Annotated in this window: 22 protein-coding genes; 11 read left to right on the top strand and 11 right to left on the bottom strand. The window is 43.2% G+C overall.

Features of this window, described 5'->3' with window-relative positions; translation table 11 throughout:
• Positions 1 to 202: 202 nt before the first annotated feature.
• The 3 genes from BTO09_RS06475 (at position 203) to BTO09_RS06465 (ending at position 5,110) form a co-directional block, all read left to right on the top strand.
• A complete protein-coding gene (locus BTO09_RS06475) occupies positions 203 to 2,842 on the top strand; it encodes an McrB family protein (protein ID WP_087523992.1) in 2,640 nt (879 codons plus the stop codon).
• Positions 2,835 to 4,094: an McrC family protein gene (locus BTO09_RS06470; protein WP_087523991.1), complete on the top strand. Its 1,260-nt coding sequence runs from the start codon at positions 2,835 to 2,837 to the stop codon at positions 4,092 to 4,094. The genes BTO09_RS06475 and BTO09_RS06470 overlap by 8 nt, the downstream gene beginning before the upstream one ends.
• A 524-nt stretch (positions 4,095 to 4,618) precedes the next feature.
• Complete coding sequence (locus tag BTO09_RS06465) at positions 4,619 to 5,110, top strand: PA2169 family four-helix-bundle protein (protein WP_087523990.1); 492 nt, start codon at positions 4,619 to 4,621, stop codon at positions 5,108 to 5,110.
• Between the two features lie 658 nt (positions 5,111 to 5,768).
• Here the strand turns inward: BTO09_RS06465 and BTO09_RS06455 are convergent.
• The 6 genes from BTO09_RS06455 to gdhA form a co-directional block, all read right to left on the bottom strand.
• A complete protein-coding gene (locus tag BTO09_RS06455) occupies positions 5,769 to 7,268 on the bottom strand; it encodes a carboxypeptidase-like regulatory domain-containing protein (RefSeq protein ID WP_087523988.1) in 1,500 nt (499 codons plus the stop codon).
• Between the two features lie 91 nt (positions 7,269 to 7,359).
• Positions 7,360 to 7,974 (bottom strand): hypothetical protein, encoded by a 615-nt coding sequence (locus BTO09_RS06450; protein ID WP_157663445.1) that lies wholly within the window; start codon positions 7,972 to 7,974, stop codon positions 7,360 to 7,362.
• 559 nt (positions 7,975 to 8,533) lie between these two features.
• Positions 8,534 to 10,939: a TonB-dependent receptor gene (locus BTO09_RS06445; RefSeq protein ID WP_087523986.1), complete on the bottom strand. Its 2,406-nt coding sequence runs from the start codon at positions 10,937 to 10,939 to the stop codon at positions 8,534 to 8,536.
• A gap of 4 nt (positions 10,940 to 10,943) precedes the next feature.
• Entirely contained in the window at positions 10,944 to 11,660 is a 717-nt protein-coding gene (gene recO / locus BTO09_RS06440; protein ID WP_087523985.1) for a DNA repair protein RecO, read from the bottom strand.
• Positions 11,660 to 13,927: a two-component regulator propeller domain-containing protein gene (locus tag BTO09_RS06435; RefSeq protein WP_087523984.1), complete on the bottom strand. Its 2,268-nt coding sequence runs from the start codon at positions 13,925 to 13,927 to the stop codon at positions 11,660 to 11,662. The genes recO and BTO09_RS06435 overlap by 1 nt, the downstream gene beginning before the upstream one ends.
• Before the next feature lie 213 nt (positions 13,928 to 14,140).
• A complete protein-coding gene (gdhA, locus tag BTO09_RS06430; protein ID WP_087523983.1) occupies positions 14,141 to 15,484 on the bottom strand; it encodes an NADP-specific glutamate dehydrogenase in 1,344 nt (447 codons plus the stop codon).
• Between the two features lie 255 nt (positions 15,485 to 15,739).
• Here gdhA and BTO09_RS06425 point away from each other — a divergent pair, with 255 nt between their 5' ends.
• A complete protein-coding gene (locus BTO09_RS06425) occupies positions 15,740 to 16,525 on the top strand; it encodes a glutamate dehydrogenase (protein WP_087523982.1) in 786 nt (261 codons plus the stop codon).
• On the opposite strand, the gene BTO09_RS06420 is transcribed toward BTO09_RS06425, so the two are convergent.
• The gene (locus BTO09_RS06420) at positions 16,522 to 17,664 is read right to left on the bottom strand and encodes a cystathionine gamma-synthase (RefSeq protein WP_087523981.1); all 1,143 of its coding nucleotides are present in this window, start codon (positions 17,662 to 17,664) and stop codon (positions 16,522 to 16,524) included. The two genes, BTO09_RS06425 and BTO09_RS06420, sit on opposite strands and share 4 nt — an antisense overlap.
• An 84-nt stretch (positions 17,665 to 17,748) precedes the next feature.
• On the opposite strand from BTO09_RS06420, the gene BTO09_RS06415 reads away from it, so the two are divergent.
• Positions 17,749 to 18,522, top strand: coding sequence for a DUF3298 and DUF4163 domain-containing protein (locus tag BTO09_RS06415; protein WP_157663444.1), 774 nt, complete (start codon positions 17,749 to 17,751; stop codon positions 18,520 to 18,522).
• Here BTO09_RS06415 and BTO09_RS06410 read toward each other — a convergent pair.
• Positions 18,497 to 18,958, bottom strand: a complete 462-nt coding sequence (locus BTO09_RS06410) for a DinB family protein (protein WP_087523979.1) — start codon at positions 18,956 to 18,958, stop codon at positions 18,497 to 18,499. The genes BTO09_RS06415 and BTO09_RS06410 overlap by 26 nt on opposite strands.
• A gap of 83 nt (positions 18,959 to 19,041) precedes the next feature.
• Here BTO09_RS06410 and BTO09_RS06405 point away from each other — a divergent pair, with 83 nt between their 5' ends.
• Both BTO09_RS06405 and BTO09_RS06400 read left to right on the top strand, forming a co-directional pair.
• Positions 19,042 to 19,392, top strand: a complete 351-nt coding sequence (locus BTO09_RS06405) for an arsenate reductase family protein (protein WP_087525508.1) — start codon at positions 19,042 to 19,044, stop codon at positions 19,390 to 19,392.
• The gene (locus BTO09_RS06400; protein WP_087523978.1) at positions 19,389 to 20,291 is read left to right on the top strand and encodes a DMT family transporter; all 903 of its coding nucleotides are present in this window, start codon (positions 19,389 to 19,391) and stop codon (positions 20,289 to 20,291) included. Before BTO09_RS06405 ends, BTO09_RS06400 begins: the two co-directional genes overlap by 4 nt.
• Positions 20,292 to 20,321: 30 nt before the next feature.
• Here BTO09_RS06400 and BTO09_RS06395 read toward each other — a convergent pair whose 3' ends face one another.
• From BTO09_RS06395 to BTO09_RS06385, 3 genes are all read right to left on the bottom strand, one after another.
• The gene (locus tag BTO09_RS06395) at positions 20,322 to 20,801 is read right to left on the bottom strand and encodes a thioesterase family protein (RefSeq protein ID WP_087523977.1); all 480 of its coding nucleotides are present in this window, start codon (positions 20,799 to 20,801) and stop codon (positions 20,322 to 20,324) included.
• 108 nt (positions 20,802 to 20,909) lie between these two features.
• Positions 20,910 to 21,662, bottom strand: coding sequence for an SDR family oxidoreductase (locus BTO09_RS06390; protein WP_087523976.1), 753 nt, complete (start codon positions 21,660 to 21,662; stop codon positions 20,910 to 20,912).
• A gap of 49 nt (positions 21,663 to 21,711) precedes the next feature.
• Positions 21,712 to 22,290 (bottom strand): TetR/AcrR family transcriptional regulator, encoded by a 579-nt coding sequence (locus tag BTO09_RS06385; RefSeq protein WP_087523975.1) that lies wholly within the window; start codon positions 22,288 to 22,290, stop codon positions 21,712 to 21,714.
• A 120-nt stretch (positions 22,291 to 22,410) separates the two neighbouring features.
• Between BTO09_RS06385 and BTO09_RS06380 the strand changes: the two genes are divergently transcribed.
• The 4 genes from BTO09_RS06380 to gmk are packed head-to-tail and all read left to right on the top strand — an operon-like array spanning position 22,411 to position 25,190.
• On the top strand, positions 22,411 to 23,367 hold the full coding sequence (locus BTO09_RS06380; protein WP_087523974.1) for a YheT family hydrolase: 957 nt from the start codon (positions 22,411 to 22,413) through the stop codon (positions 23,365 to 23,367).
• Positions 23,360 to 23,713, top strand: a complete 354-nt coding sequence (locus BTO09_RS06375) for an SdpI family protein (RefSeq protein ID WP_087523973.1) — start codon at positions 23,360 to 23,362, stop codon at positions 23,711 to 23,713. Before BTO09_RS06380 ends, BTO09_RS06375 begins: the two co-directional genes overlap by 8 nt.
• A 41-nt stretch (positions 23,714 to 23,754) precedes the next feature.
• Entirely contained in the window at positions 23,755 to 24,612 is an 858-nt protein-coding gene (locus BTO09_RS06370; RefSeq protein ID WP_087523972.1) for a YicC/YloC family endoribonuclease, read from the top strand.
• Positions 24,612 to 25,190 carry a guanylate kinase gene (gmk, locus tag BTO09_RS06365; protein WP_087523971.1) on the top strand — a complete coding sequence of 193 codons (579 nt, stop codon included), beginning with the start codon at positions 24,612 to 24,614 and terminating at the stop codon, positions 25,188 to 25,190. The genes BTO09_RS06370 and gmk overlap by 1 nt, the downstream gene beginning before the upstream one ends.

Below are 25,190 nucleotides of genomic sequence, written 5' to 3'. Positions count from 1 at the left end.
AAGTACTATTGCCACAATTATATCTCAATCGAAAACTAGAATGAAATTCAAACCATAAACATATTCCTGCCAGACGGTTCGCCGACGAGTATTCGTGAGGCTGAGAATACCAAAAGATAGGTTAAGGCAAATTCTACCCAAGAAATCGCTCAAGAACTAAAAATCATTTGATTCCTTTAATAAAATACTTCAAAATATTCTAATGACTTTTCACCAAGACATTCTCTCCATTCTTTTAGAATATCGCCAGCAACAACCGGAATTCAACTTTATATGTAGGCAAAGAAATCGTGGTGAAAAATTTGAGAAAGGTTTTTACTTCCAAGGAAATGAGCATTACGCATTTGTTGGTATAATTGATCGCAGTGGTGGAATTAACATGACTCGAAGCGCTGGACTTGCTTTTTTCCCTAATAGCGACGGCTTGCGTTTCAATTTTGAAATTGTGCATAAAGGAGAAAAAGACCAATTACTACTGGATTTTTACAAGGAACTAAGAACAGTTTTCAAAGAAGGTGAAGAGACTGAGAATAATGAGAAATTTATTGTAAGTGGTGGAATAATAACCAAAAATAACCCGGAACAGTTATTTCAGTTTTTGGATACGTACTTTCCAAAAATTAAAGCTGTTTGTAGAAATTCTAAAATTGAAAATTTATTGATCTCTAATGAGAAGTTTGACAACATAATTAAGAATGTTCTGGCCTATAGTAATAAATCCAATAACGATCTTGATGATAACCCAGTAAATGCCATAAACCTAAAAGAAGAATTCGCCCAATGGTTGCTGGAGAACGCGCCGGAATCTTACAGTTATTATCTAGGCAACTCAATTGCATCTGTCGTACAAAGATTGAATGAAATCGAAGCTTATTTCCCAAATCAGAGTTTTTTTGAAGTAAATCCTCAAAAAGTTGATGAATTTATAAGAGAAGTACAATTCACATTTAGCAAAAAAGAACGTAATAAGTATCCTGATTTTATAGATTATGATAATCATCACAGCAATGGTATTCCCAAGGCAATCATGGGAAAGAAAAATTATGTGCGATTCTTAAATGAAAAATTGGGAGAGGATGAAAAACCTTTTGATTTTGAAAAAGCTCTTTCGTTTTTCAATGAAGAAGAAATACTCTTCTACTTTGAGTTTTTAGATGAAATAGTTCAACAATTTAATCTGCAAATTGGGGACGAAAGACTTGTATTTACGTGTGGGTCAAAATATCTTAATCTAAATATCGGTCAACGTTTTATCTGGAGGTTAAAGCCTCAGAACCAGAACGACTATTGGATAATTTCAAACTCAAAACTTGATGATTCTTACATTCCTTTCGATGGCCCTGTAAGACATTTCTACACTACTTTTAACGAACATTCCGCACTAGATGAAATTAAACCCTTCACCTTTGGTGCAATTGAAGAAGAGCTAAGGCGAACCTCAAAATCAGGTTTTAGAAATCATAACAACACAGAGTTTGAAAAAGCAGTTTTTGACAAAGAATTCAGAGCGAAATTTTTAAAGACAAAGCCCATGAGTGCCCCATCTATTCCATTAAATCAAATTTTATACGGCCCTCCAGGAACAGGCAAAACCTATTACCTAAAAGACAACTTATTTGAAAAATACATCTCAGAAGAAACATCCATAAGCGCTGAACAACATTTCGAATCAGTAGTAAGCAGTTGTTCGTGGTGGCAGGTTATCGCTATAGCATTATTGGATAAAGAAAGTGCAAAGGTTTCTGAGATCTTTGAACATGAATGGATTCAGAAAAAAGTAGAGCTATCAAACTCCAAAACCGTGCGGGCAACGATTTGGGGACAATTACAAAGCCATACCATTGACGAATGCGAATTTGTTAATGTTTCTAATAGAAGACCGCCGTTAATCTTTAATAAGACTGAAGACTCTCATTGGGAAATTCTAGAAGAACGTGTAGAGGATTTAGTACCAGAATTATATGAATTAAAAGATTCAGTAGAAAATTATAATCCAAATCCCGATAACATAGTAAAGCATTATGAATTCGTCACTTTTCATCAATCATTCTCCTATGAAGATTTTATAGAAGGAATAAAGCCGCTCTTACCAGAAACAGACGAAGAACAAGGAGCTGACTTAGGCTACCAAATAAAAGATGGGATATTCAAGAATATATGCCTCAAAGCTGAAAAGGATCCGGACAATAGATATGCAATTTTCATTGATGAAATTAATCGAGGGAACGTTTCTGCCATATTTGGCGAGTTAATTACTTTGATAGAGTCAGATAAGCGCAAAGGAGCTAAGAATGAACTCACAACCACGCTGCCCTATTCCAAAGATGAATTTGGAGTCCCCCAAAACCTAGACATATATGGCACCATGAACACCGCAGACCGTTCTGTGGAGGCTCTTGACACTGCGCTGCGACGCAGATTCTCCTTTAAAGAAATGATGCCCAATCCAATAAAGCTCGGAGATTTTGAAGTTGAAAGCATCAACTTATCGGAACTACTTGATGTAATCAATGCGCGCGTTGAGGCTCTATACGATCGTGATCATACCATTGGTCACTCCTATTTTTATAAAGTCAAAGAATCAGATGATCCCAAGGAGAAATTGATCGAAGTTTTTAAAGATAATATTATTCCACTACTTCAAGAATACTTCTTTGGCGACTATACAAAAATTGGATTGATACTGGGCGAGCAGTTTATAGAAACAAATGACCAAAATGGAGAAGAATTATTCGCAAAATTTGATGCCGAAGTAGAATATTCATTGGATAAAAAGCACAGTTTAATCCCTTTGGAAGAAATCGACATTAAAAAAATTAGATCAATCATTAACAATGCCTAGCGATAAGCGGATACAGGTATTTGAATACGATAAATTAGTTGTCGGTAAAAAGTATTCTCCTAGCCAGTGCACATTTAAGCAAAGGCATTTTGACGCCCTTGTGAAATGGAACGAGTTTCACAACAATCAATACTTTAAAGTCGGTCATAGAAATGTGATATCTCAAAACTACGTAGGCGTTGTTCAAATTGATGGTCTTACTATCGAAATCCTGCCTAAAATTGACCGCTCTAGTCAAAATAAAGAAGATTGGCAAAAGGCCTTAATTGAAATGCTTAAGGCTACAAAAAACATTAAGGTTAAACAGGTTGGGAACGCTCAAGTAAACAAGCAAAGTATCCACCTCCTTGACATCTATTTTGAGTGGTATTTAAATGAATTGCAAGTTTTAATCCATCGAGGGTTAATAAGACAATATTACCGGGAACAAAACAACTTGTCTGTTCTTAAAGGAAAGCTTGTATTCGCTAAACACATTTCGAAAAATCTGGTTCATAAAGAGCGTTTTTATACGGAGCATCAAACCTATGAAAGGGATCATCTAATTCATCAAGTGCTACGTAAAGCACTCGATATTGTTATAAGACTCTCTAAGGGAACCTATCTATACAGTCCGAGCAAGATTGTTGAATTAGAATTTCCAGAAACCTCAAAAATTAAGGTCGATCAACAAACCTTTAATCGCATTCCTCTAAACAGAAAGACGAAGCAATATCAAACTGCATTAGAAATTGCTCGCTTAATCATATTAAACTTTGCTCCAAACATCACTAAAGGAAACGAAAACATGTTAGCGCTTCTGTTTAATATGAATTCGCTTTGGGAGAGCTACGTTCTTGGAAAATTGAAAAAGGCGGTAAAAGAAACTAATTACAGTGTTCATGGTCAAGAATCCCAGGCCTTTTGGAACTCTCGGAGAGTTAGACCTGATATTGTGATTAAACAGGAAAATAAAGTCGTTTATATCATTGATACCAAATGGAAGGTTCCGTCTTTTTCTAAACCCTCTTTAGACGACCTGCGCCAAATGTATGTCTACAATATGTATTGGGATTGTCCTAAGAGTATGCTTCTGTATCCAGACAATGAAGATAGGGTAGTTCACAAAGGCATTTATTGGAAAGGGTACTCTCATGAAAATGATGAAGAATTGAATGAATGCGCTTTAGGTTTTTTAAACATTTTCGATTCAAACAATAAGCTCGACTCGAAAATTGGAGATAGAATTTTCAAAATGATTGAGCTGCAATAAAAAAACCGTCCCACCGCATCGATAACAAAACACGCCGTTAAAAATTCTGAGATTGCGGAAGAATTTAGGCGGGTTTTGTGGTTTCCTGCCTAATTAACAATGCAATAAACAACTGTAGTAAAAAATCGATTCCGGTGGGACTAGATTTTTTGGATACTTTTTCATCAATGGAAAAAGTATCTGAAATTGGTGAGTGAAAAATGTCTTGAAGACATTTTGAGCGAAGCACCCGCGAAGCGGCAAGCACTATTTTCAAAGATGTCATCTCGATACACCGCCACTTCGTGTCGGCACTCGATAACCTTACCAAACGATGTTTTTGAAAAAAACTAAACGTCCAGTGGACGTTTAAGTTTGGTACCCGCGTCAGCGGAAAGCTCTTTCTCCAATAATTTCTTAAAACCCCTTAACAAACCCACCCCAATCCGTTAAACCTTTGCTAAACCCCCGTAATTCCTTGGGATTACGTCTTCTGGCTAGTATACTATAGATGAATTGAATATTAATCTAAAAAGAAAAGAATTATGAAGACGACTTTAGAAAGAGCCAAAGAAAAAATTCACGAACGCACGGTAAGTAACTTACAAGACTTACTAGAACGCACCTACGACGCCGAGGCCGGATACAAAAAGGCCATGGAGCTAGCCAAAGATCCCAATTACGAGGAATTCTTTATGAAACGCGCAGCTAACCGCGCCGTATTTGCCACAGAGCTAGATCAAGAGATACGCAACCTAAACGAAACCCCGATAGAAAGCGGATCTACCAAAGCAGCCCTACACCGCGGCTGGATGGACACCCGAGCCTGGTTAAGCACTTCAACAGACGAGGCCATTCTAGAAGAATGCATCCGCGGGGAAAAAGCCAGTTTAGACACCTATAACGAGATCTTGGTAGACGAAAGTTTCAACCCAGAACTCCGCAATGTGCTCATGAACCAAATGCTGCAAATTCGCAGGAGTTTAGACACCGTAAAAGATTTAAAAGCAACCGAAGAAGTCGTCAATTCATTCTAGGCCATTTGCCTATATATTCCAACTAAAAAACCGAAGCCCAAAAGCTTCGGTTTTTTTATGTTTTTAATCAGTAACTGTCGAGCACATTTGTCAAACCGTCCCACCGCATCGATAACAAAACACGCCATAAAACCCGTCGCCTGCCCGGGTAAAACGAGGTTTGTTAAAAGAGCTGCATTTTTCACAAACTCAACCCGTCCCACCGCATCGATAACAAAACGCGCCGTTAAGAATTCTGAGATTGCGGAAGAATTTAGGCGTGTTTTGTGGTTTCCTGCCTAATTAACAATGAGGTAAATAACTGTAGTAAAAAATCGATTCCGGTGGGACTAGATTTTTTGGATACTTTTTCATCAATGGAAAAAGTATCTGAAAATAAAAAGGAGTTTAGTCAAAAGACTTTTTTGCGGTACTTCACTCACAATATCCACTGGACATTGCTCCTTCAGTAATTTGGCAATGAAAAAAGTAACAAATAAAGGAAAGAAGATGATTTTTGAAGATTAAGGACTGCCGCTTCGCGGGTATCTCCATCAAACGTCCACAGGACGTTTGGTTTTGCTAAGGCAAAACTTCATTTCAATAATTTTCCGCGATGGGAAAAGTATCATAAAGAAAAAAATAATAAGGTTAAAAGACGAATTGTGAAGATTAAAGACTATTCTTCAAGAACCTTAAAACTCTGAATAGCTTGATTCGGCTCAAGTATATCATAACCACTCCAAAACTCCGAATCATAAGCACTCATATACTCTGGTTTAACCCCAGAACTCGGCTTAGCGTTAGCGTAAGTACCTTCATCTATAGACTCCGCATCAAAAACAACAAACTCATACTTCGTCAAGCTGTTTACAGCCACTAGCATATCCATAGAAAGCTCATTTTGCTTGCGGCGGCCTTTTACGTTCTTGTTCTTTTCTATCACCTTAAGGGGGCGGTCCACAGAGGTGTATTCGCCATCTTCCAGTTCCAAGTATTGTGGGCGGTAATGTCCGCTTTCGTCCGCAGTAAAGAGCATCTTACCACGCAGCACATTGCGGCGCCATTTTATGCCTAAAAGTCCAAAACGGTTGGTGGGACGCACATTGGCAAAGTCCAATCGCATAATGGCGTAGTCGTCTACATTCACATAGAGCGTGCCCTCAAAATCCTTTTTACCACGCGGTGTAAAATGCAAGATCCAGACCGGTTCTCCATTGATAAAAGTATAGCTGTCTAACTCCCAACGGTAGCGGTTAGACTTCTCTAAAAAGTCCAACTCGGTGTCTTCATTGAAAAACAGTTGGGTGTAAAGTTCATCCAAACGAGCAGTAACCTGCGCGGTGTGATCGGGTTTTTGGGTGTTTTCGGTCTCCACAGAAACGATGGGCTCAGGTTCGGTACTTTCGGCATTCTTGGCCGAATCCAATTGTACCTTGGTACCAAAGATCCCCGATTTGATCTTTAAATACGAATCGCGCTTTACGTTCTCTTGGAAGATACGTTCTAGCTTATCAGACAATCCATCCAGCGACACATCCTTGTTCTTGTCATATAGCTCCGCAGCCTTGTCAACCGAGACTTTAAAGCCGTTGTAATTGCCGTAAAAATCTCCAAGAGTCTCGCGGTAATACCACTCATTCTGTGAGGCAGCTCGCGTTATTTGGTCCATCAGTTCTTGGTTGAGCTCCGGAATAGAGCTCTCCTTCACCGTAAAGCGCAGCTCTTCCATATTGGTGTAATCACTTTGTCTAAAAAAGAACTTGTATTTGCTGAGTGGCGTTTTATAATTCTCGGCCATATTGGCCTTTACGCGTTCCAAGATCTGCTCGGCATCTAAGCTTTCTGCAGAGATCAATACCTGGCGCAGTTCATTGGTCTTTTGCGGCAGTTGAATTTCCTGCGGAGCGCTGGCATCTACCCACAAGCCCATCTTCTCATAACCCATAGAGCTTATATAAATACTGTCTTGCAGCTTGGCCACTTGCGCCTCAGAAAGTGTAAAAACACCCTCGTCGTTGGTAATGGTACCGCTGTGCTTACCGGTCTGCACTGTAGCAAACGGTACGGGCTCACCCGTTTTGGCGTCCACTACTTTGGCCTGATAACTTTGTGCATTTACAATTGCTGCGCAGAGCATTGCCGCTGCTGCAAGTAAAAAAGAGAAGATCTGTTTCATGATGGTTCTATTTGCATCCAGCTATAAGACGTGATTTTTGCCTTTAAGGTTGCCTCGGATGTTTAATTCAGACGAACGGAGTCCTATTATGTTACTGAAATTTTTGGCCAGCCTTGTATTTGCCGTCGTAACTATAAAACTCCGGAACCTTGCTTAGGGTCAATTGCTCATTATCAGAAATGGCGTATTTGCCGGTAGATAAATTGTATGACAGCAGCCTTGGGCCAGCATAAACGTAAGAGACAGATTCACGACCACTAGTCTTTTGCACTTGGAACACCTGAGTACGCTCAGAATAATTTGCTTCAAAGTATCGCAATAGATCATCCTCAAAGGCCGAAAAGATGGCGATCTTACCCTCCATATCGTAAAGGTGATAGCGTATAAAAGTAGCGTTTTGCTTATACACGTCTAATTGCACCTTGGACATAAGAACCATTAAATCCTTCTTTACCCTTAAAGAATTATCCTTGATCTCCAATCTGCTGCTATGTAGCTTGGCCTTTTTAGTGAAGACGGCTGCAATGGTCACCACGGCTATAATGACAAACATAATGATCTCAAAGGCGTGATCGGCCAGATCTTCCAGATCATCTAAAAGGGTGAGAAAAAAAATGAAGGCCGCAAAACCAATAAACACTGCACATCCACTAAAGAAATCTATGGTGTTATTATGCTTCTTTGAGCCTTTGTAAAAGAATTGCAAATGCAGAGGTATTAATCGATGACTTGAATATAAGTAATAATTAGACAGCATTTAAGTTGGTCCCACCTCGATAACAAAACAGGCCATAAACCCCGCCGCCTGCTCGGGTAAAACGATGCTTACTCAAAGAGCCACGTTTTTCACAATTCAAACCGTCCCACCGCATCGATAACAAATTAATTACCTAATAACGCGACTCTCAAACGAGCTTTTAGCAAAACAAGCCAGCAGCAGCTGGCAAGAAGATGCATTGTGCCGATCTGGGCTGTTAAGACCAGGAGCCTCCAATGCATCTATGGGGGCGGGTGGCGTAGTTTTGCAAAAGGGAGTTTGTGTCGCTAGATTTTTTGGATACTTTTTTATCGATGAAAAAAGTATCTGAGAGGAAAATAGGTTAAGTCAAAAGACTTTTTTGCGGTACTTCACTCACAATGTCCACTGGACATTGCTCCTTCATTAGTTTCATCGATGGAAAAAAGTGTGAAGAAAAGGTACAAGGACCTGTCCTTGAAAAACACAGGATTTTAAGACAAAAGAATAAGCCAAAAAAAAAGAAAACCTAAAAAGAATACTTAACCGCCATAACCAAATTCCTCCCGGGAGCAGCAATTCCAGAAGAATACGGGCGGTAACGCTCGTCGGTAAGGTTCTCTAAGTTGGCGGTGAATAATAAGGACTCACTGAGCTGATATTGGGCACCCAAGTTCAAGGTCATCCAATCTGGAGCAAAAGGGTTGCCGTTTTCATCCAAAGCGTATAGAAATGCATTGTTCTGCTGACTTGGTGCCAGATCTGTAAAGTCGAACTGGCCGTTGTATTCCACAAAGGCGTCTAGAGTAAGTTTCTTGCCGCGATAGGTCAAACGGGTATTTCCAAAGGGCGGAGCCGCATGGCGTATCGGCGCCTGAGAGCCTTCGTCTTCTTCGGTATAACCGTCGGTAATGCTGTATTGTGATCTGAGGCGGAGGTAGTCTGTGAAGTTAATGTTCAACCCAGCTTCAAAACCATAAACCCGTGCCTCTCCCGCATTTTGAATGGCCTGCACATTGCTTGGCTCACCTTGATAATCAATAACCGTCTGTCCGTCTAAACTAAAGTCTCGGCGTACCAAAGCATCGTCCAGGTGGGTGTAAAAGGTCGTGGCGTCTAATTGAACCACATTTTCAAAGTTCAAGGTAACTCCCAATTCTCCGCTGTAGGCGTATTCGGGTTTCAAGTCTGGGTTGGGCACTACCACAGAACCTGGTTCAGAGTCAAAGATCTTGCCTACATCGTCTATATTAGGCGCTCTAAAAGCTGTGGAGAAATTGAGCTTCCAGCCAATAGTTGGGTTGGGGTTCCAAGCCAAACCAGCAGAACCGGTAAAGGCTCCGGTATTTATCTCGGCCTTGTCAAAAGGAAAATCAAAGAAGGTATCGTCAAAGGTGGCGTCCAAAAGCACATGGCTGTATCGCAATCCGCCTTGAAAATTAAGCTGCGGGTTCAACTTCCACTGTAAAGAAGAATAAGCGGCAATAGACTGCCAGGTCGATCCGTCCGGATAACGCGAAGCATCGGCAACTGTAGAGCCATCAACTATATTGCGTTGGGATCCGCTGGAGAACACTTTATTGAATACGTATTCGGCTCCGTAGAACAAACTGGCCGATCCTATTTGCTTGTTAAAGTTCAAGTTGGTGTTAATCGCAGCCACGCGTTCAGCGTTCTCAAAGAGAATATCCGACCCAAAGTCGCGATCGTTACGACTTTCCTTGAACTGCTGAAAGCTCCCGATCCATTTCGCCTCGTCAAAAATGCCGTTTTCTGCCTTGTGCTGCACTTGCAATTTGGTGGCAAACCATTCTTGGGGGCCATAAAACCACTCAGCAGAGCGCAATTGTCCTGCTCTTTTGCGGATGAGTCTGTCATAGCGCGGCACATCACCGGTAGAGGTATAGAACAAGCCCAAGTCGAAATCCCAGCGTGCGCTCGGGTTGTAGCGCACCTTTTGCATCAAATTGAATTGGCTATAAGCAGTGCCTACTTGCAGTTCAGGGTCGTCATTGCTGCGGATCACATCTTCACCGCTAATACGCTCCACAAAATCAGGGCGCAAATAATCTTCTGGGCCTCGAGAGCCCATGCGTAGATCGTCAAAATCGCTAAAGGTTACCGAAGTGAGAAAAGCCCATTCTTTCATGCCGATATTGAAATCGATATGGCCGGTCTTTTCGTTATTGGCCGAGGAATAACGCGTAAAGGCGTTTCCAGAGAGCGACATCCCATCTACAAAAGAGAAACCTGGTCTTTGGGTAAAGAAGTTCATCACGCCTCCCACGGCGTCCGAGCCATAGACCACAGAACCCGGGCCTAAGATAACCTCGGTGCGCTCTACCGTAAACGGATCTATAGAGATCACGTTTTGCACGTTTCCGGCGCGGAAAATGGCATTGTTAAAACGGATCCCATCCACAGCAATTAAAACCCTATTGGTAGAAAAACCACGGATCATGGGGCTTCCGCCACCCAGTTGACTTTTTTGCACATATACTTGGCCACTGTTCTCTAAAAGGTCTGCGGCTGTCTGCGGATTGAACTTACTCACGTCTCGCTGCGAGACGGTAAGCACCTTTTGAGCTATATCTTTTTTGTCTTGAACGAATTTGGTCACCGAGAGAACCACTTCCTCCAACTGGTCGGAGTCTTGGGTAAGTACTACGCGGTTGTTCTCCTGTATGATACGCGACTTTCTAAGCTGACGTGTCTTGTGCGAAATATGCTGAAAAATGATGGGCTCGTTCTGCGGAAACGCATCCAGATTGGCCTTGCCGTCCAAGTCTGTGATGGTCGCAAAATCTTTGCTGAAGGTATAGATGGCGACCCCAGAAATAGGTTGTTGGTCAGCATCGCTTACCACCTGTATTGTCTGGGCGTTGCACAGCGTTAATCCCCCCAAAAATAAGAGCGCAAACAGGGTATTTCGCATGAAACTAAAACAGTTGATTCAACACCGTCAAAGACTGGGGTGCTTTATAATTTTGCAAATGTAGCTGATAATACCTCAAAAGCAAATTAAGCACCGCCAATCGGCCTGATTTTGGCACTTTGACGCTTGTAGATGCATCAAAATCTATACCGAAAAACTGCTTGAAATGTCCAACTACCTCCTCGCAATTGCACATCGGGTCAATGACCGCTTCGGTGAATCTGCCTTCAAGTAAATGAAAACAAGGTAGTTCTATCTGTTGATCGTCCGGATAAAAGCCTAAATAACGACTCAACTGCAACAAAAAAACAATATGAAAATTTGCAAAACTGCGGGCCTCATCTAACCAAACAAAGGATTCCGCCAAATAGTCGAACAGCGGGCTGTTGGGCTCTTCTTCTTGTATAGAGTGCTGCAGCATCTCTGCCAAGAACATCACCAATGACTGTTTCACTATATCTGTATGCAATTCCTGATAAGGCACCAGCAGCCGCGCCTCTTTAATGTATTCCAAGTTGCGATTGTCCTTGTGATTGGCCTCAATTTCTATCAAACTCAGCGGCAAAAAGAGTGCTTTTTTAAGCTTGCCCTTCTTGCTTTTTAAAATACCGCGCAACAAATAAGACTTTAAGCCAGCTTGCCGGGTGTAGCATTTAACAATCAGGTCGGCCTCGCCGTATTTTAAGGATGAAATGACCAGTGCAGGCGTAGTGACATGCATTAGCGAACAATCATGATTTTAGAGATCTTGGTCTCCAAGGCATCTTCTGTTGTGGCCATAATGAAGTATACTCCGGATTTTACCCGATACTTACCAAAGGCCGTGGTGTCCCATTGCACACTACCTCCTTCTGAGGTCTCTTCAAAGACTAAATTGCCAAGCAGATCGGTGATCTTTACGTTGGCACCTTCTGTAAGGCCATCTATGGTTACCGGACCGTTGTATTCTGGGCGTACCGGGTTAGGAAAAGCGTAAAGTCCTTGTAAATCGTCTCGTGGATCTGTAGCGCGTCCATTAAAGGCGACCAATCCGTTGGTGGTTGCAAAATAGACCCGCCCACTCAGGCCGTCAATGGCAATGTCTTGCACATTGTTAGACGGCAGCGGCGAATTGTCTTTGGTAAAACGTTGTAAGGTCTCCTGGCCGTTGGCCGAAAAATAAAAGACCCCAGAGGTTGCTGTGGCCACCCATTTGTTGTTGGAGCCGTCTACCTCTATATCGGTAATGGGCTGTTCAAAAAGCAATTCTTGCGGCACGCCGTTCTCTAAGATGATGATCTGGTTGGTATCTATATTACTGCCCTCTTCAAAAACACCTCCAACATTGAAAAAGACACGCAAGCCTTGGGTAGTTCCTATCCAAAGGCGGTTATTGTTGTCGAATTCTAAAGCGCGGACATCGTTAAAAGGCAGGTTTCCACTGCCAATACCTTCTGCTATCTTTCTGAATTCTCCGGATTGCGGATTATGCGCTATGACCCCATTCTGCGCAGTTCCGAAGTAAACAAAACCTTCACGACTCACTTTGAGTTCGGTAAGGGCCAGATCTCCATCTGGGATCACTGAGGTCACATCCGTAGAAGCGATTCCTCCGCCAGGTGTTAATCGTTTTAAACCATCGTCTACCAAAGATTGCACGAACCACAAATTCCCTTCCCGATCAAAGTCGGCTCCGTATATTCGGATGTCTGTAATTTCTGTGGATATGGTCTCTAACGGACTGTTGCTATCGTCTAACAGAATAGTAGGCACGCCTTCTCTAAGTTCCATAAGACCCGAATTGAACGAGCTGAAATAAACCTGAGAAGTATCGGCCGGGTTTATGGTCACGTTGACTATATCATTGGCCTGAAAGATCTCGTCATAGCTGTAGTTACGCCAAGTTTCGTTAAACAAACGGCTCATTCCAAAGCGACTCAAAGGGAAAGGGTTAAAAGAAACCGTAACATCGCCAAAGGTGGCATAGAGTTGATTGGGCGCCGCATCTATCGCAAATACACGATTGCGCAAAGGTCCGTCTGGTAAGATCTGTGTGGGTGTATTGCTGCCAAAAGGAACTTCTAAAAGTCCGAACTCTCGGGTTCCCATGTAAATGTTGTTGTTTTTGGCCGTTGCAACATTAAGGCGGTAGTCAAAACCCGGTAAACTGGTTACAAAGGCAACTTTTTCAAAATCGGTATTGTAAACGTGTACTTGTGTAAGTGTAGTAGCAATAAGGTACTCCTCTGTGGCATGAAAATCTACGATACCCTCGTCCAAAGTCTCTAAAAGGGTGAATCCGCCACCTTCATTCTGTCGGGAGATCTGCCCTGCGAATCGAGACAAGTAGAGCGTTCCGGCAAAGTTTACCACCCCGCGTTGGGCAGTAATGACAGTTTCCCAGAGGTTGAAGTCTATTAGGTCTGGACTGGATTGATCTGCCCTTTTTAAGCCTTCTAAAGGCGACAAAGCATAGATAAAACCATCTACTACGGTAGCCTGGATGATCCTAAGTCTGGTGCCACCGGTTCCTATAAAAAAGGTGTCTCCAAACTCTAGCGCACTGAGATCGTATTCTGAAAGACCAAAGTCTGTACTGATGTACAGTATGTCTTCGAATTCATAAAAATGGTTGATCTTTTTTTCATCCGGAGGGATGGTAGGCTTGTCCAGAATATCCACCACAGAAATAACCTCTCCATCGTCTAAGACCACCTCGATAAGGCCGTTCTCATAACCGATTATGGTCAAGTCATTGGCCTGGCTGTAATAAATGGCAGAAATAGCCTCGCCAGATAGCCCCTGAATAGAAGAAGTGGTTTCAAACTCGCGAGTAGTGAGGTCGAACTCATAATAGGCATTCTCTGCCGCCACTACCAGCTCATCAGGACCTTCGGCAATATCCATGGTCGCGTTATAGGAAAAGTACCCGACCCAACTGTCCTCAAAATTTTGAGCAGTCGACCAGAGACCCATCAGCAAGAAAACAAAGAATAGTGCAGATCGCATGCAGGAAGCTTTTCTTCTAAATAACACGCTAAAATAGTTTTTATTGCTAGAACTGTCTTGGCGTTATCTCTAATTGCCAAAAAATAATTTCTATAACTCTAATTTTCGCTTAATCAGGGACAGCCCCAAGGCAGTTCTCTTCTTATTGTCATCTACAAAAAAAGCCGCCGAAACTGCTGCTTCGACGGCTTTAATATCTCTTAAAAGTGCTATTTATACCACTCCTTGTGCAAGCATCGCATCTGCTACCTTTACAAAGCCGGCAATATTGGCGCCTTTTACGTAATCTACGTAACCGTCACCGTCTTTACCGTACTTCACACAGGCATCGTGGATGTCGTTCATGATCTTGTGCAAGCGCTCATCTACCTCTTCTGCGCTCCAACTGATACGCAAAGAGTTCTGAGACATCTCCAGACCCGACGTAGCTACACCACCAGCGTTAGAGGCCTTTCCTGGAGAGAAAAGGATCTTCTTATCGTGGAATACTTCGATCGCTTCTGGAGTACAAGGCATGTTCGCCCCTTCTCCAACACAGAATACGCCATTTTCCACTAGCATCTTGGCTTCTTCGCCGTTAAGTTCGTTCTGAGTAGCACATGGTAAGGCAATATCGCCCGCAATGCTCCAAGGGCGCTCTCCTTCGTGGAAAGTAGCCGATGGATATTGATTCACGTATTCTTTGATACGCCCGCGCTTGTTGTTCTTTAGGTCCATGATAAAGGCCAATTTGTCTTTATCTATCCCGTCTGGGTCGTGAATGAATCCGCCAGAGTCGCTCATAGTCACTACGTTTCCGCCCAATTCGGTCGCTTTTTCACAGGCAAATTGCGCTACATTTCCAGAACCAGAGATCAATACGGTCTTGCCTTTAAAGCTCTCTCCGCGGGTTCCCAACATGTTTTGTGCAAAGTATACGTTTCCGTAACCGGTAGCTTCCGGACGGATCAGAGATCCACCATAAGCCAAACCTTTACCGGTCAAAACTCCGGTAAACTCGTTGCGCAGACGCTTGTACTGCCCAAACATATAGCCGATCTCACGACCACCTACACCGATATCTCCAGCAGGTACGTCCTTATCTGGTCCGATGTGGCGTGCCAATTCGGTCATAAAGCTCTGACAGAAGCGCATTACTTCTGCATCTGACTTTCCTTTAGGGTTGAAGTTGGATCCTCCCTTACCACCGCCCATAGGCAAAGTGGTCAAGCTGTTTTTAAACACTTGCTCGAATCCTAAGAATTTCAGTATGCTCAAGTTCACAGAAGGGTGAAAACGCAATCCGCCTTTGTATGGACCAATGGCCGAGTTGAATTCAATACGATACCCTTTGTTTACCTGAATGTTGCCGGCGTCGTCTGTCCACGGCACGCGGAACATAATGGTACGCTCAGGCTCTACCATACGCTCTAAAAGCTTGGCGTTCTGATACTTTTCGTTGGACTCGATGAATGGGATCACAGTTTCTGCTACCTCAGTTACGGCTTGCATGAATTCCGGTTCGTTCGGATTGTCTGCAGCAACCGCATCGATAAAGTCTTTAATGCTTTGTTTCATTTTTAGTTTGATTTAACGCTGCGGAGGTCTACTCCTAAAGCGTCGCTAAATATGCTTTATTAAGGTTGATTCGTCGTTCCCCAGCGGAGAACCTAACCCGATCTACGAAAACGTTTGCGTAAATCGGGGCAAAGATAGCCTATCTCTATAAATGAGGCTTTGTTTTTCATAAAATTCGCACTTAAAAAAAGCTTAATTTCCTTGTTAAGGGTATTTTTATATATTTGCTACAGTCTCAAATCAATCCGTAATACCATGAAAACCAGATATGCATTCTTGGTCTTCGTCTTATTTTTAGCGGGCAGTTCTGCCGTACGTGGCCAACTTGGGTTTTCGCACGAGGTAGGACTTCTGTCTGGTCCGGTCGCCTTCCAATCGGACTACGGACTCCGTAATAATTTCGAAACAAACAAAGGAAACATGGGTATCGGTTTTGCCCTTGTTCACTATATCAACTTCGCATATAGAGCGGATTGTAACTGTTATGCTCGCGATACCTACTTTAGCGATCACTTCAAAGTTCGTTCTGAGATCGACTTTCATTACACCAAGTTGAATCACTTCGGAGAAGAGGCAGAAAGCCCATCGGACGAAGGACAAGACCTACGAGACATGGAAGGCCGCGGACAAGTATTTGAGATCGGAACCGGATTGGAATACTTCCCTTTGAGCATTAGAGACTATGTAGCGGGAGCTTACCGCTGGGCGCCATATGTGGGCGTCGGATTCCGCTATGTAAGTTTTAACCCACGCACGACTTCGCGGCAGCCAGGGATCATAGGACTTTCACCAGAAAACACCTTCGATCCATTTATTGGTGGGGTAAACGACCAACAAGACAACACTTGGTCTATTGTTTGGGGAATAGGAACGCGATTTAAATTGAGTCCTTTAAGTGACCTTCTTATCGAATCGCGTTGGCACTACTACCTCTCTAACTGGGTAGACGGCCTTAACCCTAACGACGAGACTTATCTAGCCGATAAGTACAACGATTGGATCTACTGGGTTCAGGTAGGATATATCTATTACTTGGATTAAGCCAAGGCCTGTTTTAAATCAGCAATTAGATCTTCTGCATCTTCGATCCCCACACTGAGGCGGATCAAGGAATCTTTTATTCCTGTTTTTTCGCGTTCCGCTTTCGGAATGGAACCGTGCGTCATGCTTGCCGGATGTCCCGCAAGCGATTCCACACCTCCTAAAGATTCTGCCAGAGTAAAGATTTTAAGCTTTTCTACCACATTCACGGCACCTTGATAGGAATCGTCTACAGTGGAGAAACTCATCATACCTCCAAAATCCTTCATCTGGGCTTTAGCAACCTGGTGGTTGGGATGATCCTCAAACCCTGGCCAGTACACCTTATCTATCTTTGGATGACTCCTTAAGAACTCTGCCACAGCACGGCCGTTCTCACAGTGTCGCTGCACACGCAGATGCAAGGTCTTAATCCCTCGCAATACTAGAAAGCAATCTTGCGGCCCAGGAACAGCACCGCTGGAATTTCTTATGAAATACAACCTATCTGCCAACTCTTGATCCTTAACCACCAAAGCACCCATAATAACATCCGAATGCCCTCCAAGGTATTTGGTAGCAGAATGCATCACTATATCCGCGCCCAATGCTAATGGTTGCTGCAAGTACGGTGTGGCAAAGGTATTGTCTACGCCCAAGAGAACCTTGTTGGCCTTGGCCAGTGTGGCAATTCCTTTAATGTCTATGATATTGAGCATGGGGTTGGTAGGAGTTTCTACCCAGATCAATTTTGTATTCTCATTGATGTAGGAGGCCACCTTGTCTGCATGCTGCATCCCCACAAAATGAAACTTTACCCCAAACTTCTCAAAGATCTGGGTGAAGAGTCGGTAGGTTCCTCCGTAAAGATCATTGGTAGCGATCACCTCATCGCCTGCCTTGAGCAATTTGAGCACTGCATCAATGGCAGCCAAGCCAGAGCCAAAAGCAAAAGCGTGATTTCCATCCTCCAAGGCAGCCAAAGAAGCTTCTAAGGCAGATCGGGTAGGATTACTGGAACGGGCGTATTGATGCCCTTTATGACCTCCTGGAGTAGTTTGCGAATAGGTGCTGGTCTGATAAATAGGAGGCATGACCGAGCCGTAAGCCGGATCTATCTCGTGCTGCCCGCCGTGTATGGTTTTGGTATTGAACTTCATCGCCTAAATTTTACTTTATAAAAATACGTTATCTCGGACTCATTATTAAATTAGTGGCTACCTTTAAGCACATAAAACTTGCCCGTGAATAATCGCCTGTATTTTCTTTTGCTTTCCTTGCTAATGCTAACCGCTTGTAGCGATCCCAGCAGCTTGAATTTTATTCAAAAAGAGGTAAACCCGGGAGCTCTGACGCTTTGTGAACAAAGCCGATGTCCGGAGATCTCGGTTTTTTATGTTGAGGCCGATCCTGCAGACCCTAGAGCGGCTATCATCAATCCGCAGATAGAAAAACAATTGGGAGAGATAATAAGCAGTACCGTAATGCCTGGCGACAGTTTAATTGCTGGCGTGCAGCCTGCTGTAGATGCCTTTGTAAAGAGCTTTCAAGATTACTACGGAGACTTTCCAGAAGACGCCTTGACCTATGAATTGGAATTGGAGCATCGGGTGAGCTTTCAAAACGAAGATATTATAAGTCTCAGCACGGTTTATTACACTTACACGGGCGGAGCCCACGGTTATGGTAGCGAAGCCTATTTGAATTTAAACCCGGAGACTGGAGTGGCCTATACTTTAGATGAGCTCATTGATGATGTAGCAGAGTTTACCACTTTTGCAGAACGCAGTTTCCGCACTCAAAATGGCATTGCCTTGGACGCAAACATCAGTAGTGGTCAATTCTTGTTCGATGAGGACACTTTCTTTTTACCAGACACCTACGGATTCACCGAAACCGGTATGGTCTTCTATTACCCAACCTACAGCATAGGCAGCTATGCCGATGGCCCGGCAACGCTCACTTTTACTTGGGAGCAAATAGGACCTTGGCTCAATATCCCAGTGCCCGCTTTATAGCCATCACATAGCCCAAATGCAGGCCTTCGTGAAAATTGTTGAACTCAATGGCCTCGTCCACGTCGGTCAAGGTGGTTCCCGTAGAAACCGTGTACGCTTTGTATCGACTAAAGAGTCCTTTGTTGTAATCGGCTCGGGTTTTATCGAGCAAACTAAAGAGTTGCTTGCGCAGTAGATCCACTTCTGCTTGGCCAACATTAGCTGTAACCTGACTTCCTTTTCTGTAATTGGTCACTTCCTGTTCACTAAGGGCCATGGGCAATCCGGAAAGATTATAAACCAAGAGTTGTTGAGTAACCACCACGTGTTTGATGTTCCAAAAAATGTTATTTCTAAAGTTGGGCGGCACTGTGTTGAGCTGCTCTAAACTGAGATCGGCTAAGAATCCGTCCAGAATGGTTCGGGTTTTATAGGTGGTATCTATGCTGAATTCCATCTTCAAATTTTTCTTAAAGGTAGTTCATTTGGAGTGGATTGCCGTATTTTTGTAAAGAAGCTGAATCAACCAAAAATACCATCATGCGCACTGTATTTCACCTTGGCACTTGCAATACTTGTCAACGTATTCTATCGGAGTGGAAGCTCCCGTCGGATGTAAAATTGCAAGACATAAAAACAGAAGCAATCACTCCCGAACAATTGGACCAGATGAAACAGTTGGCCGGTAGTTACGAAGCCTTGTTTAGCAAACGCGCTCAACTTTATCGCGGCCGTGGATTACACGAAAAAACCTTGAGTGAGGCCGATTACCGCGAGCTTATTTTAGATCATTACACCTTTTTAAAACGTCCGGTTTTAGTATTGGACAACCAGATCTTTGTGGGTAACAGTAAGAAAGTTGTCGCAGCCGCGTCTGAAGCTCTATCATGAACAACTTAAGATGGCTCGCCCTTTTGGCCGCTACGGCTGCCAGTACCATTTACGGCATTAATCACACCATTGCCAAAGGCCTTATGCCCGATGTTATTGGCGCATACGGCTTTATCGTATTACGTGTGACAGGTGCCGCTGCCTTGTTTTGGCTGGTGAGCTTATTCTTCCCCAACGAAAAAATAGACAAAAAAGACTGGCCGCGTTTTGTGGGTTGTGCTGCTTTTGGAATGGTGATCAATATGTTGATGTTCTTTAAGGGACTGAGTTTGTCCACGCCTATAAACAGTTCGGTTGTCATTACTTTGTCTCCAGTTTTACTGCTGATCTTATCTGCGATCTTTTTAAAAGAGCGCATCACTTTTATTAAAGCTGCCGGAATTGGAATTGGTTTGGCCGGAGCCTTAATGCTGATCCTGTTTGGGGCAAAAACTCAACCCAATGCTCCTAATATTCCCTTGGGCAATTTGCTTTTCATTGTCAACGCGGCGAGTTATTCTGTGTACCTGATCATGGTAAAACCTCTAGTGGCCAAATACAGCTCCATTACCTTGATGAAGTGGTTCTTTCTCTTTGCGGTATTTATGAATTTGCCTGTAGGTTGGAACGAATTTGCTGCCGTAGATTGGACCGGGCTTGACTGGAATCAGATCTGGGGGCTGAGCTTTGTTGTGGTGGGAACAACCTTTATGACCTATTTACTGAATGTGTTTGCCCTTAAAGAGCTGAGCCCATCGACCATAGGTGCCTTTATATATCTGCAGCCTGTTATCGCCACGGCATTTGCTGTATTGGCAGGAGCAGACACCTTAAACAGTTTGCGAATTGGTGCCGCCGTAATGATCTTTACTGGGGTCTATTTATCTAGTAGGAAGCGAAAAAATCCAATTAAGAAATAAAAAATACCTCTTAGGTAGAGCGCTTATCTTTTAATCGTCCAGGTCTACCGGACGTTTGCCTGCGGCTCGCATATCGTCTTTGGTGAGCCATTTGAAGTCCTTGGTCTTTGGAGACTCCTCTAGCAGCTCCATCAAGTCTTCTGGTAGTGGCGTTAGTTTGCGGGTCATTAAGTTTATCCACGCTCCTTGCATTTCACAATGCGCCATGTTGCGCCCTTTGTGATCGTAAAAATTATGAACGAATCTAAAAAAGGTCCCATCCTTGCTCACACCTCCCAATTCAAAACTCACACGGATCTTCATCCCTTGAAAAGCCTCTTTGAAGTAAAAGATGTTCTCGTTAAAAACTACCGGGCCAATTTGATGTTTGGCCATAGCTTTCATATCTATTCCGCGATCGATCAAAAAGCTCATTCGGGTATGTGACATGAAGTTTACGTAAGCACTGTTGGCCAAATGTCTGTTGGCATCTATATCGCTCCAACGGATCTCAAATTCTTTTAGGTACATGGGCAAAATTTTTTGTCAAAGATACTTGTTTATATTATGCACGCATAGCTTATAAGATTAAAAAAGCGCCTCCTAAGAGGCGCCTTCTGTTTTGGGTTGCGGTTATATTTAGATCTGACTCATTCCGCCGTCAACTTCCACTTCGATCCCGTTTACGTAAGAGGCTTCTGGGCTTGCCAAAAAGGCAACTACACGAGCTACTTCTTCTGCTTCTCCAAAGCGTTTAAGCGGCACACTTTCTGCAAAGCCAGCGCCCATTTGCTGTACTTCTTCGTCGGTCATTCCTTCCATTTTGTTGTAGATAGGTGTGCCAATTGGGCCCGGAGCAACGGAGTTCACACGGATTCCTTTTGGCGCCAATTCTGAGGTCAATACGCGGGCATAAGAGCGCAGGGCTCCTTTTGTGGCCGTATAAACGCCTGTTCCTGCGAATCCTTTTTGATTCACAATAGAGGTGTTGAAGATCACGCTACCGCCTTCGTTAAGATGTGGGATAGCTTCTTTGGTTAAAAAGGCTGGCCCTTTGATGTTGATGTTGAATTGATTGTCAAAGAAGTCCTCGTCGATCTGGTCTGCTGGCAAAAATTGAGCAACTCCAGCATTAGCGAACAAGACATCTATCTTGCCATAAGTGTTTACAGCTTCTTCTATGAGCCGTTTGCTGTCTTGTGGGTTGGCTTGATCTGCCAATACGGCTTTAAAATCTCCTGTAAGTTCGGCACTGGCCTGATCTAAGGCCTCCTGACGGCGTCCGGAGAAAACAACCTTGGCTCCTTGGTTTAAAAACTCCTTTACGGTGGCAAGTCCTATTCCGGAATTACCTCCTGTGATTACTGCTACTTTGTCTTTAAGATTACTCATGCTTTTGATTTATTTTGAAACGTTCGTTTCATTATTGATTAAAAAAATTTTAATTGATGTTCTTGAATATTTGCCCTACCAACTGATTTAATAGCTGCGGATCTTGATTGGTCATCCCATTAACGCGCAGGCCTTGTAAGCTCATTAATAAATAGTGCGCTAACAGCACACTGTCACTTTCCTTGGAGACTTGACCGGCATCCTTGGCCGCGTCTAAGAGTTCTTTGAACTTGGCATGCATTTTAGCATTGCTGCCCGCCAACCAATGTTGTACGGAACTTTCCTGATTGGCTAGTTCTGTGGCACAGTTGACCAGCATGCAACCTTTGTTTTCCGTATCACAAGCACCCTGGGCCGCTCCTTTAAAGAGTTGCTTGAGCACGTTAATAGGCGACAATAGATCTACGACCATCTTGTCTATGTTCTTCATATTCTGATCTTGATACTGCTGCAAACTCAACATAAAGAGTTCGTGCTTACTACCAAAAGAATTGTATATGCTACTGCGATTCAAACCTGTCGCATCTACCAGATCTTGCATAGAGGTGCCATTATAGCCTTTGTCCCAAAAGACGGCTTGCACCTTTTGGATCACATCTGCTCTGTCAAATACTTCTGGTCTTGGCATGGATTGAAATTCGATCACAAATATATTGAAACAATCGTTTCAAAAAAAGGTTTGACAAAAATTTAACACCTCCGCAGCTATAAAACCACCAATTTCCCTTGGACATTGGTAACTTGCAGCATGCCGCTATTAACCCCTAAATACCAACCCGCTGCTTGGATAAAGAACGGCCACTTAGCGACGATCTACTCTGCCAAATTAAGGCGCGTAGGCAATCCGTATCAAAAAAGGCAACGTTTAGAACTCCCCGATGGTGACTTTGTAGATATTGATTTGATCTCAAGCCCTGGCAGTCCTAATTACGCCGTATTACTTCATGGTTTAGAGGGAAACTCGCTAAGATCTTATATGAAAGGGGCGGCTGTAGCCTTGGCCAGAGAACAATGGAACGTAATTGCCTTGAACTATCGCGGTTGCAGTGGAACTCCCAACAGAAAATACTATACCTACAATGCCGGACGTACAGCAGACTTAGAATTTCTGATAGCGTATCTGCATCAAAACTACGAGATCGGGAAACTAGCCTTGGTGGGCTTCTCCTTAGGTGGAAACCTCTTACTTAAATATTTGGGTAGCCAAGAAGCTGGTTGGGAATTGGTCGATAAAGCTGTGGCGGTCTCAGCCCCGCTAGATCTGCACGGCACACTCTTAGCCTTAGACAGAAGAGAAAACTGGTTGTATCGCACCGTCTTTTTAAGAAGCCTGAAGCAAAAACTCTATCAGAAAGCAAAACAGTTTCCCGATAGGATCTCCTTTAAAACGATTCGTGAAATTGATTCACTTTACACTTTCGATAATCTATATACGGCGCCAGCTCATGGATTTAAGGACGCCCTTGATTATTACACTCAAAACAGTTGTGGGCAGTTTTTACCAAGCTTGGAGACCCCAAGTCTCTTGCTCAATGCAACCAACGACAGTTTCTTAAAGCAGACCAACAGTTTTCCTGTAAACTTGGCTAAAAAATCAGAATATCTATATTTAGAGACCCCTGATTACGGTGGACATGTAGGTTTTGTGACCTCAAATAACTTATATTATAGCGAACAAAAGATTTGTGATTTTTTAAATGACTGATACCACAGAATTATTCCTTGCCATTGCCTATTTAGGCGTGATGATCTTACTGGCGTGGCTCTTTTATAAATATCCGCCGAAAACGATCAATTCCTTGTATGGATACCGCACGCCAAACTCCATGAAAAGTCAAGCTGCCTGGGATTTTGCCAATCGATATTCCAGTTTAATGATGATAAAGATCACCATGTACAGCTTTGCACTGCCTTTTCTGTGTTATTTGTTCTACCCACATTTGAATATACTGATCACCTTGGTGGGGCATTCGACCTTATTGATTTTGATCTTGTTTTTTACTGAACGCGAGCTCAAGTCGCGATTTGATAAGGACGGCAACCCCAAGTAGGTCGCTATTTCTTACCTTTGCCCAGTATTAATCCGCGCAGTATGATACATTCCATGACCGGTTATGGGAAGGCCATAGTTAATCTCCCAAATAAAAAGATAACCATTGAGCTTAAATCGCTCAATAGTAAGAACCTAGACCTGAATGCACGAATTCCTTCGCATTACAGGGAAAAGGAGTTGGAGATCCGCAATAAGGTCTCTAAAGCCCTGGTTAGAGGGAAGATCGATCTGGGCCTCTTTGTAGAGCTTACCGGAGAGGCTACATCTACAAGTATCAACGGCGCTGTAGTACAGGAATACATTAGACAATTGAATACTGTTGTGCCTGGAGATGCTATGGATCACCTGCAGATGGCTATGCGCTTACCAGATGCACTCAAAACCGAACGAGAGGATATCGATCCGAAGGAATACGCATCTATCCTAGAAGCTTTAGAAACGGCTTTGGCAGCAATTAAAAATTACCGTAGCAGTGAAGGAGCCGATCTGGAAAAAGATTTCAAACAGCGCGTGGCAAATATCAGCGAGCATTTAGAAGCTGTGAAAGCTATGGACCCAGAACGCATGGGCAGTGTTCGTGAACGTTTGACCAAGGCTGTATCTGATCTGAAAGAGCAGGTAGATCAAAATCGCTTTGAGCAGGAACTGATCTATTATCTGGAAAAATACGATATCAACGAAGAGGTGGTTCGCTTGCAAAGCCATTTGGACTACTTTATTCAAACCATGGATGGGAAACAGTCTAACGGAAAAAAACTAGGGTTCATCTCTCAGGAAATGGGCCGCGAAATAAATACTATTGGTTCTAAATCCAACTATGCTCCTATGCAACAGATAGTAGTGCGCATGAAAGACGAGCTGGAGAAGATCAAAGAACAATGCCTTAACGTACTCTAATGAACGGCAAGCAAGGAAAGCTAATTGTATTCTCTGCCCCTAGCGGAAGTGGTAAAACGACCATAGTGCGTCATCTTTTGGCCCAAGAAAAATTGAATCTCGCCTTTTCCATTTCGGCCACTAGTCGCGAACCTCGTGGTGAGGAAAAGGACGGCAAGGATTATTACTTCTTGTCCCTTAAAAAATTCAAGCAGCACATAAAAGACGGTGACTTTCTGGAATGGGAAGAGGTGTATCGCGATAATTTTTACGGTACGTTAAAATCAGAGGTAGAAAGACTTTGGGCAGAAGGCAAGCACGTGATCTTTGACATTGACGTTGCCGGCGGTCTGCGCTTAAAGCGGAAATTCCCAGAACAGACCTTGGCCGTTTTTGTAAAACCGCCAAGCGTAGATGAGTTAAAGATCAGACTTAAAAAACGCAAGACCGAAGACAAGGCCAAAATAGATATGCGTATTGCCAAAGCCTCGGTAGAATTGGCAACTGCGCCTCAGTTTGATCATATCATTTTAAACGACACCTTGGAACACGCTCTAGAAGAGGCAGAGGACCTGGTGGATGACTTTGTAAATTCATAG

This window comes from Gilvibacter sp. SZ-19, from assembly GCF_002163875.1.
Taxonomy (GTDB): Bacteria; Bacteroidota; Bacteroidia; order Flavobacteriales; family Flavobacteriaceae; genus Gilvibacter.
Note: the sequence above shows the minus strand (reverse complement) of the source record. Positions and strands in the feature narration are given on the sequence as shown.

Excerpts from the sequence above, each read along its gene's own strand:
- BTO09_RS06435 (WP_087523984.1), bottom strand. The coding sequence starts at position 13,927 with ATGCGATCTGCACTATTCTTTGTTTTCTTGCTGATGGGTCTCTGGTCG.
- BTO09_RS06425 (WP_087523982.1), top strand. The coding sequence starts at position 15,740 with ATGAAAACCAGATATGCATTCTTGGTCTTCGTCTTATTTTTAGCGGGC.
- gdhA (WP_087523983.1), bottom strand. The coding sequence starts at position 15,484 with ATGAAACAAAGCATTAAAGACTTTATCGATGCGGTTGCTGCAGACAAT.
- BTO09_RS06410 (WP_087523979.1), bottom strand. The coding sequence starts at position 18,958 with ATGGAATTCAGCATAGATACCACCTATAAAACCCGAACCATTCTGGAC.
- BTO09_RS06470 (WP_087523991.1), top strand. The coding sequence starts at position 2,835 with ATGCCTAGCGATAAGCGGATACAGGTATTTGAATACGATAAATTAGTT.
- recO (WP_087523985.1), bottom strand. The coding sequence starts at position 11,660 with ATGCATGTCACTACGCCTGCACTGGTCATTTCATCCTTAAAATACGGC.
- BTO09_RS06465 (WP_087523990.1), top strand. The coding sequence starts at position 4,619 with ATGAAGACGACTTTAGAAAGAGCCAAAGAAAAAATTCACGAACGCACG.
- BTO09_RS06400 (WP_087523978.1), top strand. The coding sequence starts at position 19,389 with ATGAACAACTTAAGATGGCTCGCCCTTTTGGCCGCTACGGCTGCCAGT.
- BTO09_RS06375 (WP_087523973.1), top strand. The coding sequence starts at position 23,360 with ATGACTGATACCACAGAATTATTCCTTGCCATTGCCTATTTAGGCGTG.
- BTO09_RS06390 (WP_087523976.1), bottom strand. The coding sequence starts at position 21,662 with ATGAGTAATCTTAAAGACAAAGTAGCAGTAATCACAGGAGGTAATTCC.
- BTO09_RS06455 (WP_087523988.1), bottom strand. The coding sequence starts at position 7,268 with ATGAAACAGATCTTCTCTTTTTTACTTGCAGCAGCGGCAATGCTCTGC.
- BTO09_RS06380 (WP_087523974.1), top strand. The coding sequence starts at position 22,411 with ATGCCGCTATTAACCCCTAAATACCAACCCGCTGCTTGGATAAAGAAC.
- BTO09_RS06420 (WP_087523981.1), bottom strand. The coding sequence starts at position 17,664 with ATGAAGTTCAATACCAAAACCATACACGGCGGGCAGCACGAGATAGAT.
- BTO09_RS06405 (WP_087525508.1), top strand. The coding sequence starts at position 19,042 with ATGCGCACTGTATTTCACCTTGGCACTTGCAATACTTGTCAACGTATT.
- BTO09_RS06445 (WP_087523986.1), bottom strand. The coding sequence starts at position 10,939 with ATGCGAAATACCCTGTTTGCGCTCTTATTTTTGGGGGGATTAACGCTG.
- BTO09_RS06385 (WP_087523975.1), bottom strand. The coding sequence starts at position 22,290 with ATGCCAAGACCAGAAGTATTTGACAGAGCAGATGTGATCCAAAAGGTG.
- BTO09_RS06395 (WP_087523977.1), bottom strand. The coding sequence starts at position 20,801 with ATGTACCTAAAAGAATTTGAGATCCGTTGGAGCGATATAGATGCCAAC.
- gmk (WP_087523971.1), top strand. The coding sequence starts at position 24,612 with ATGAACGGCAAGCAAGGAAAGCTAATTGTATTCTCTGCCCCTAGCGGA.
- BTO09_RS06475 (WP_087523992.1), top strand. The coding sequence starts at position 203 with ATGACTTTTCACCAAGACATTCTCTCCATTCTTTTAGAATATCGCCAG.
- BTO09_RS06370 (WP_087523972.1), top strand. The coding sequence starts at position 23,755 with ATGATACATTCCATGACCGGTTATGGGAAGGCCATAGTTAATCTCCCA.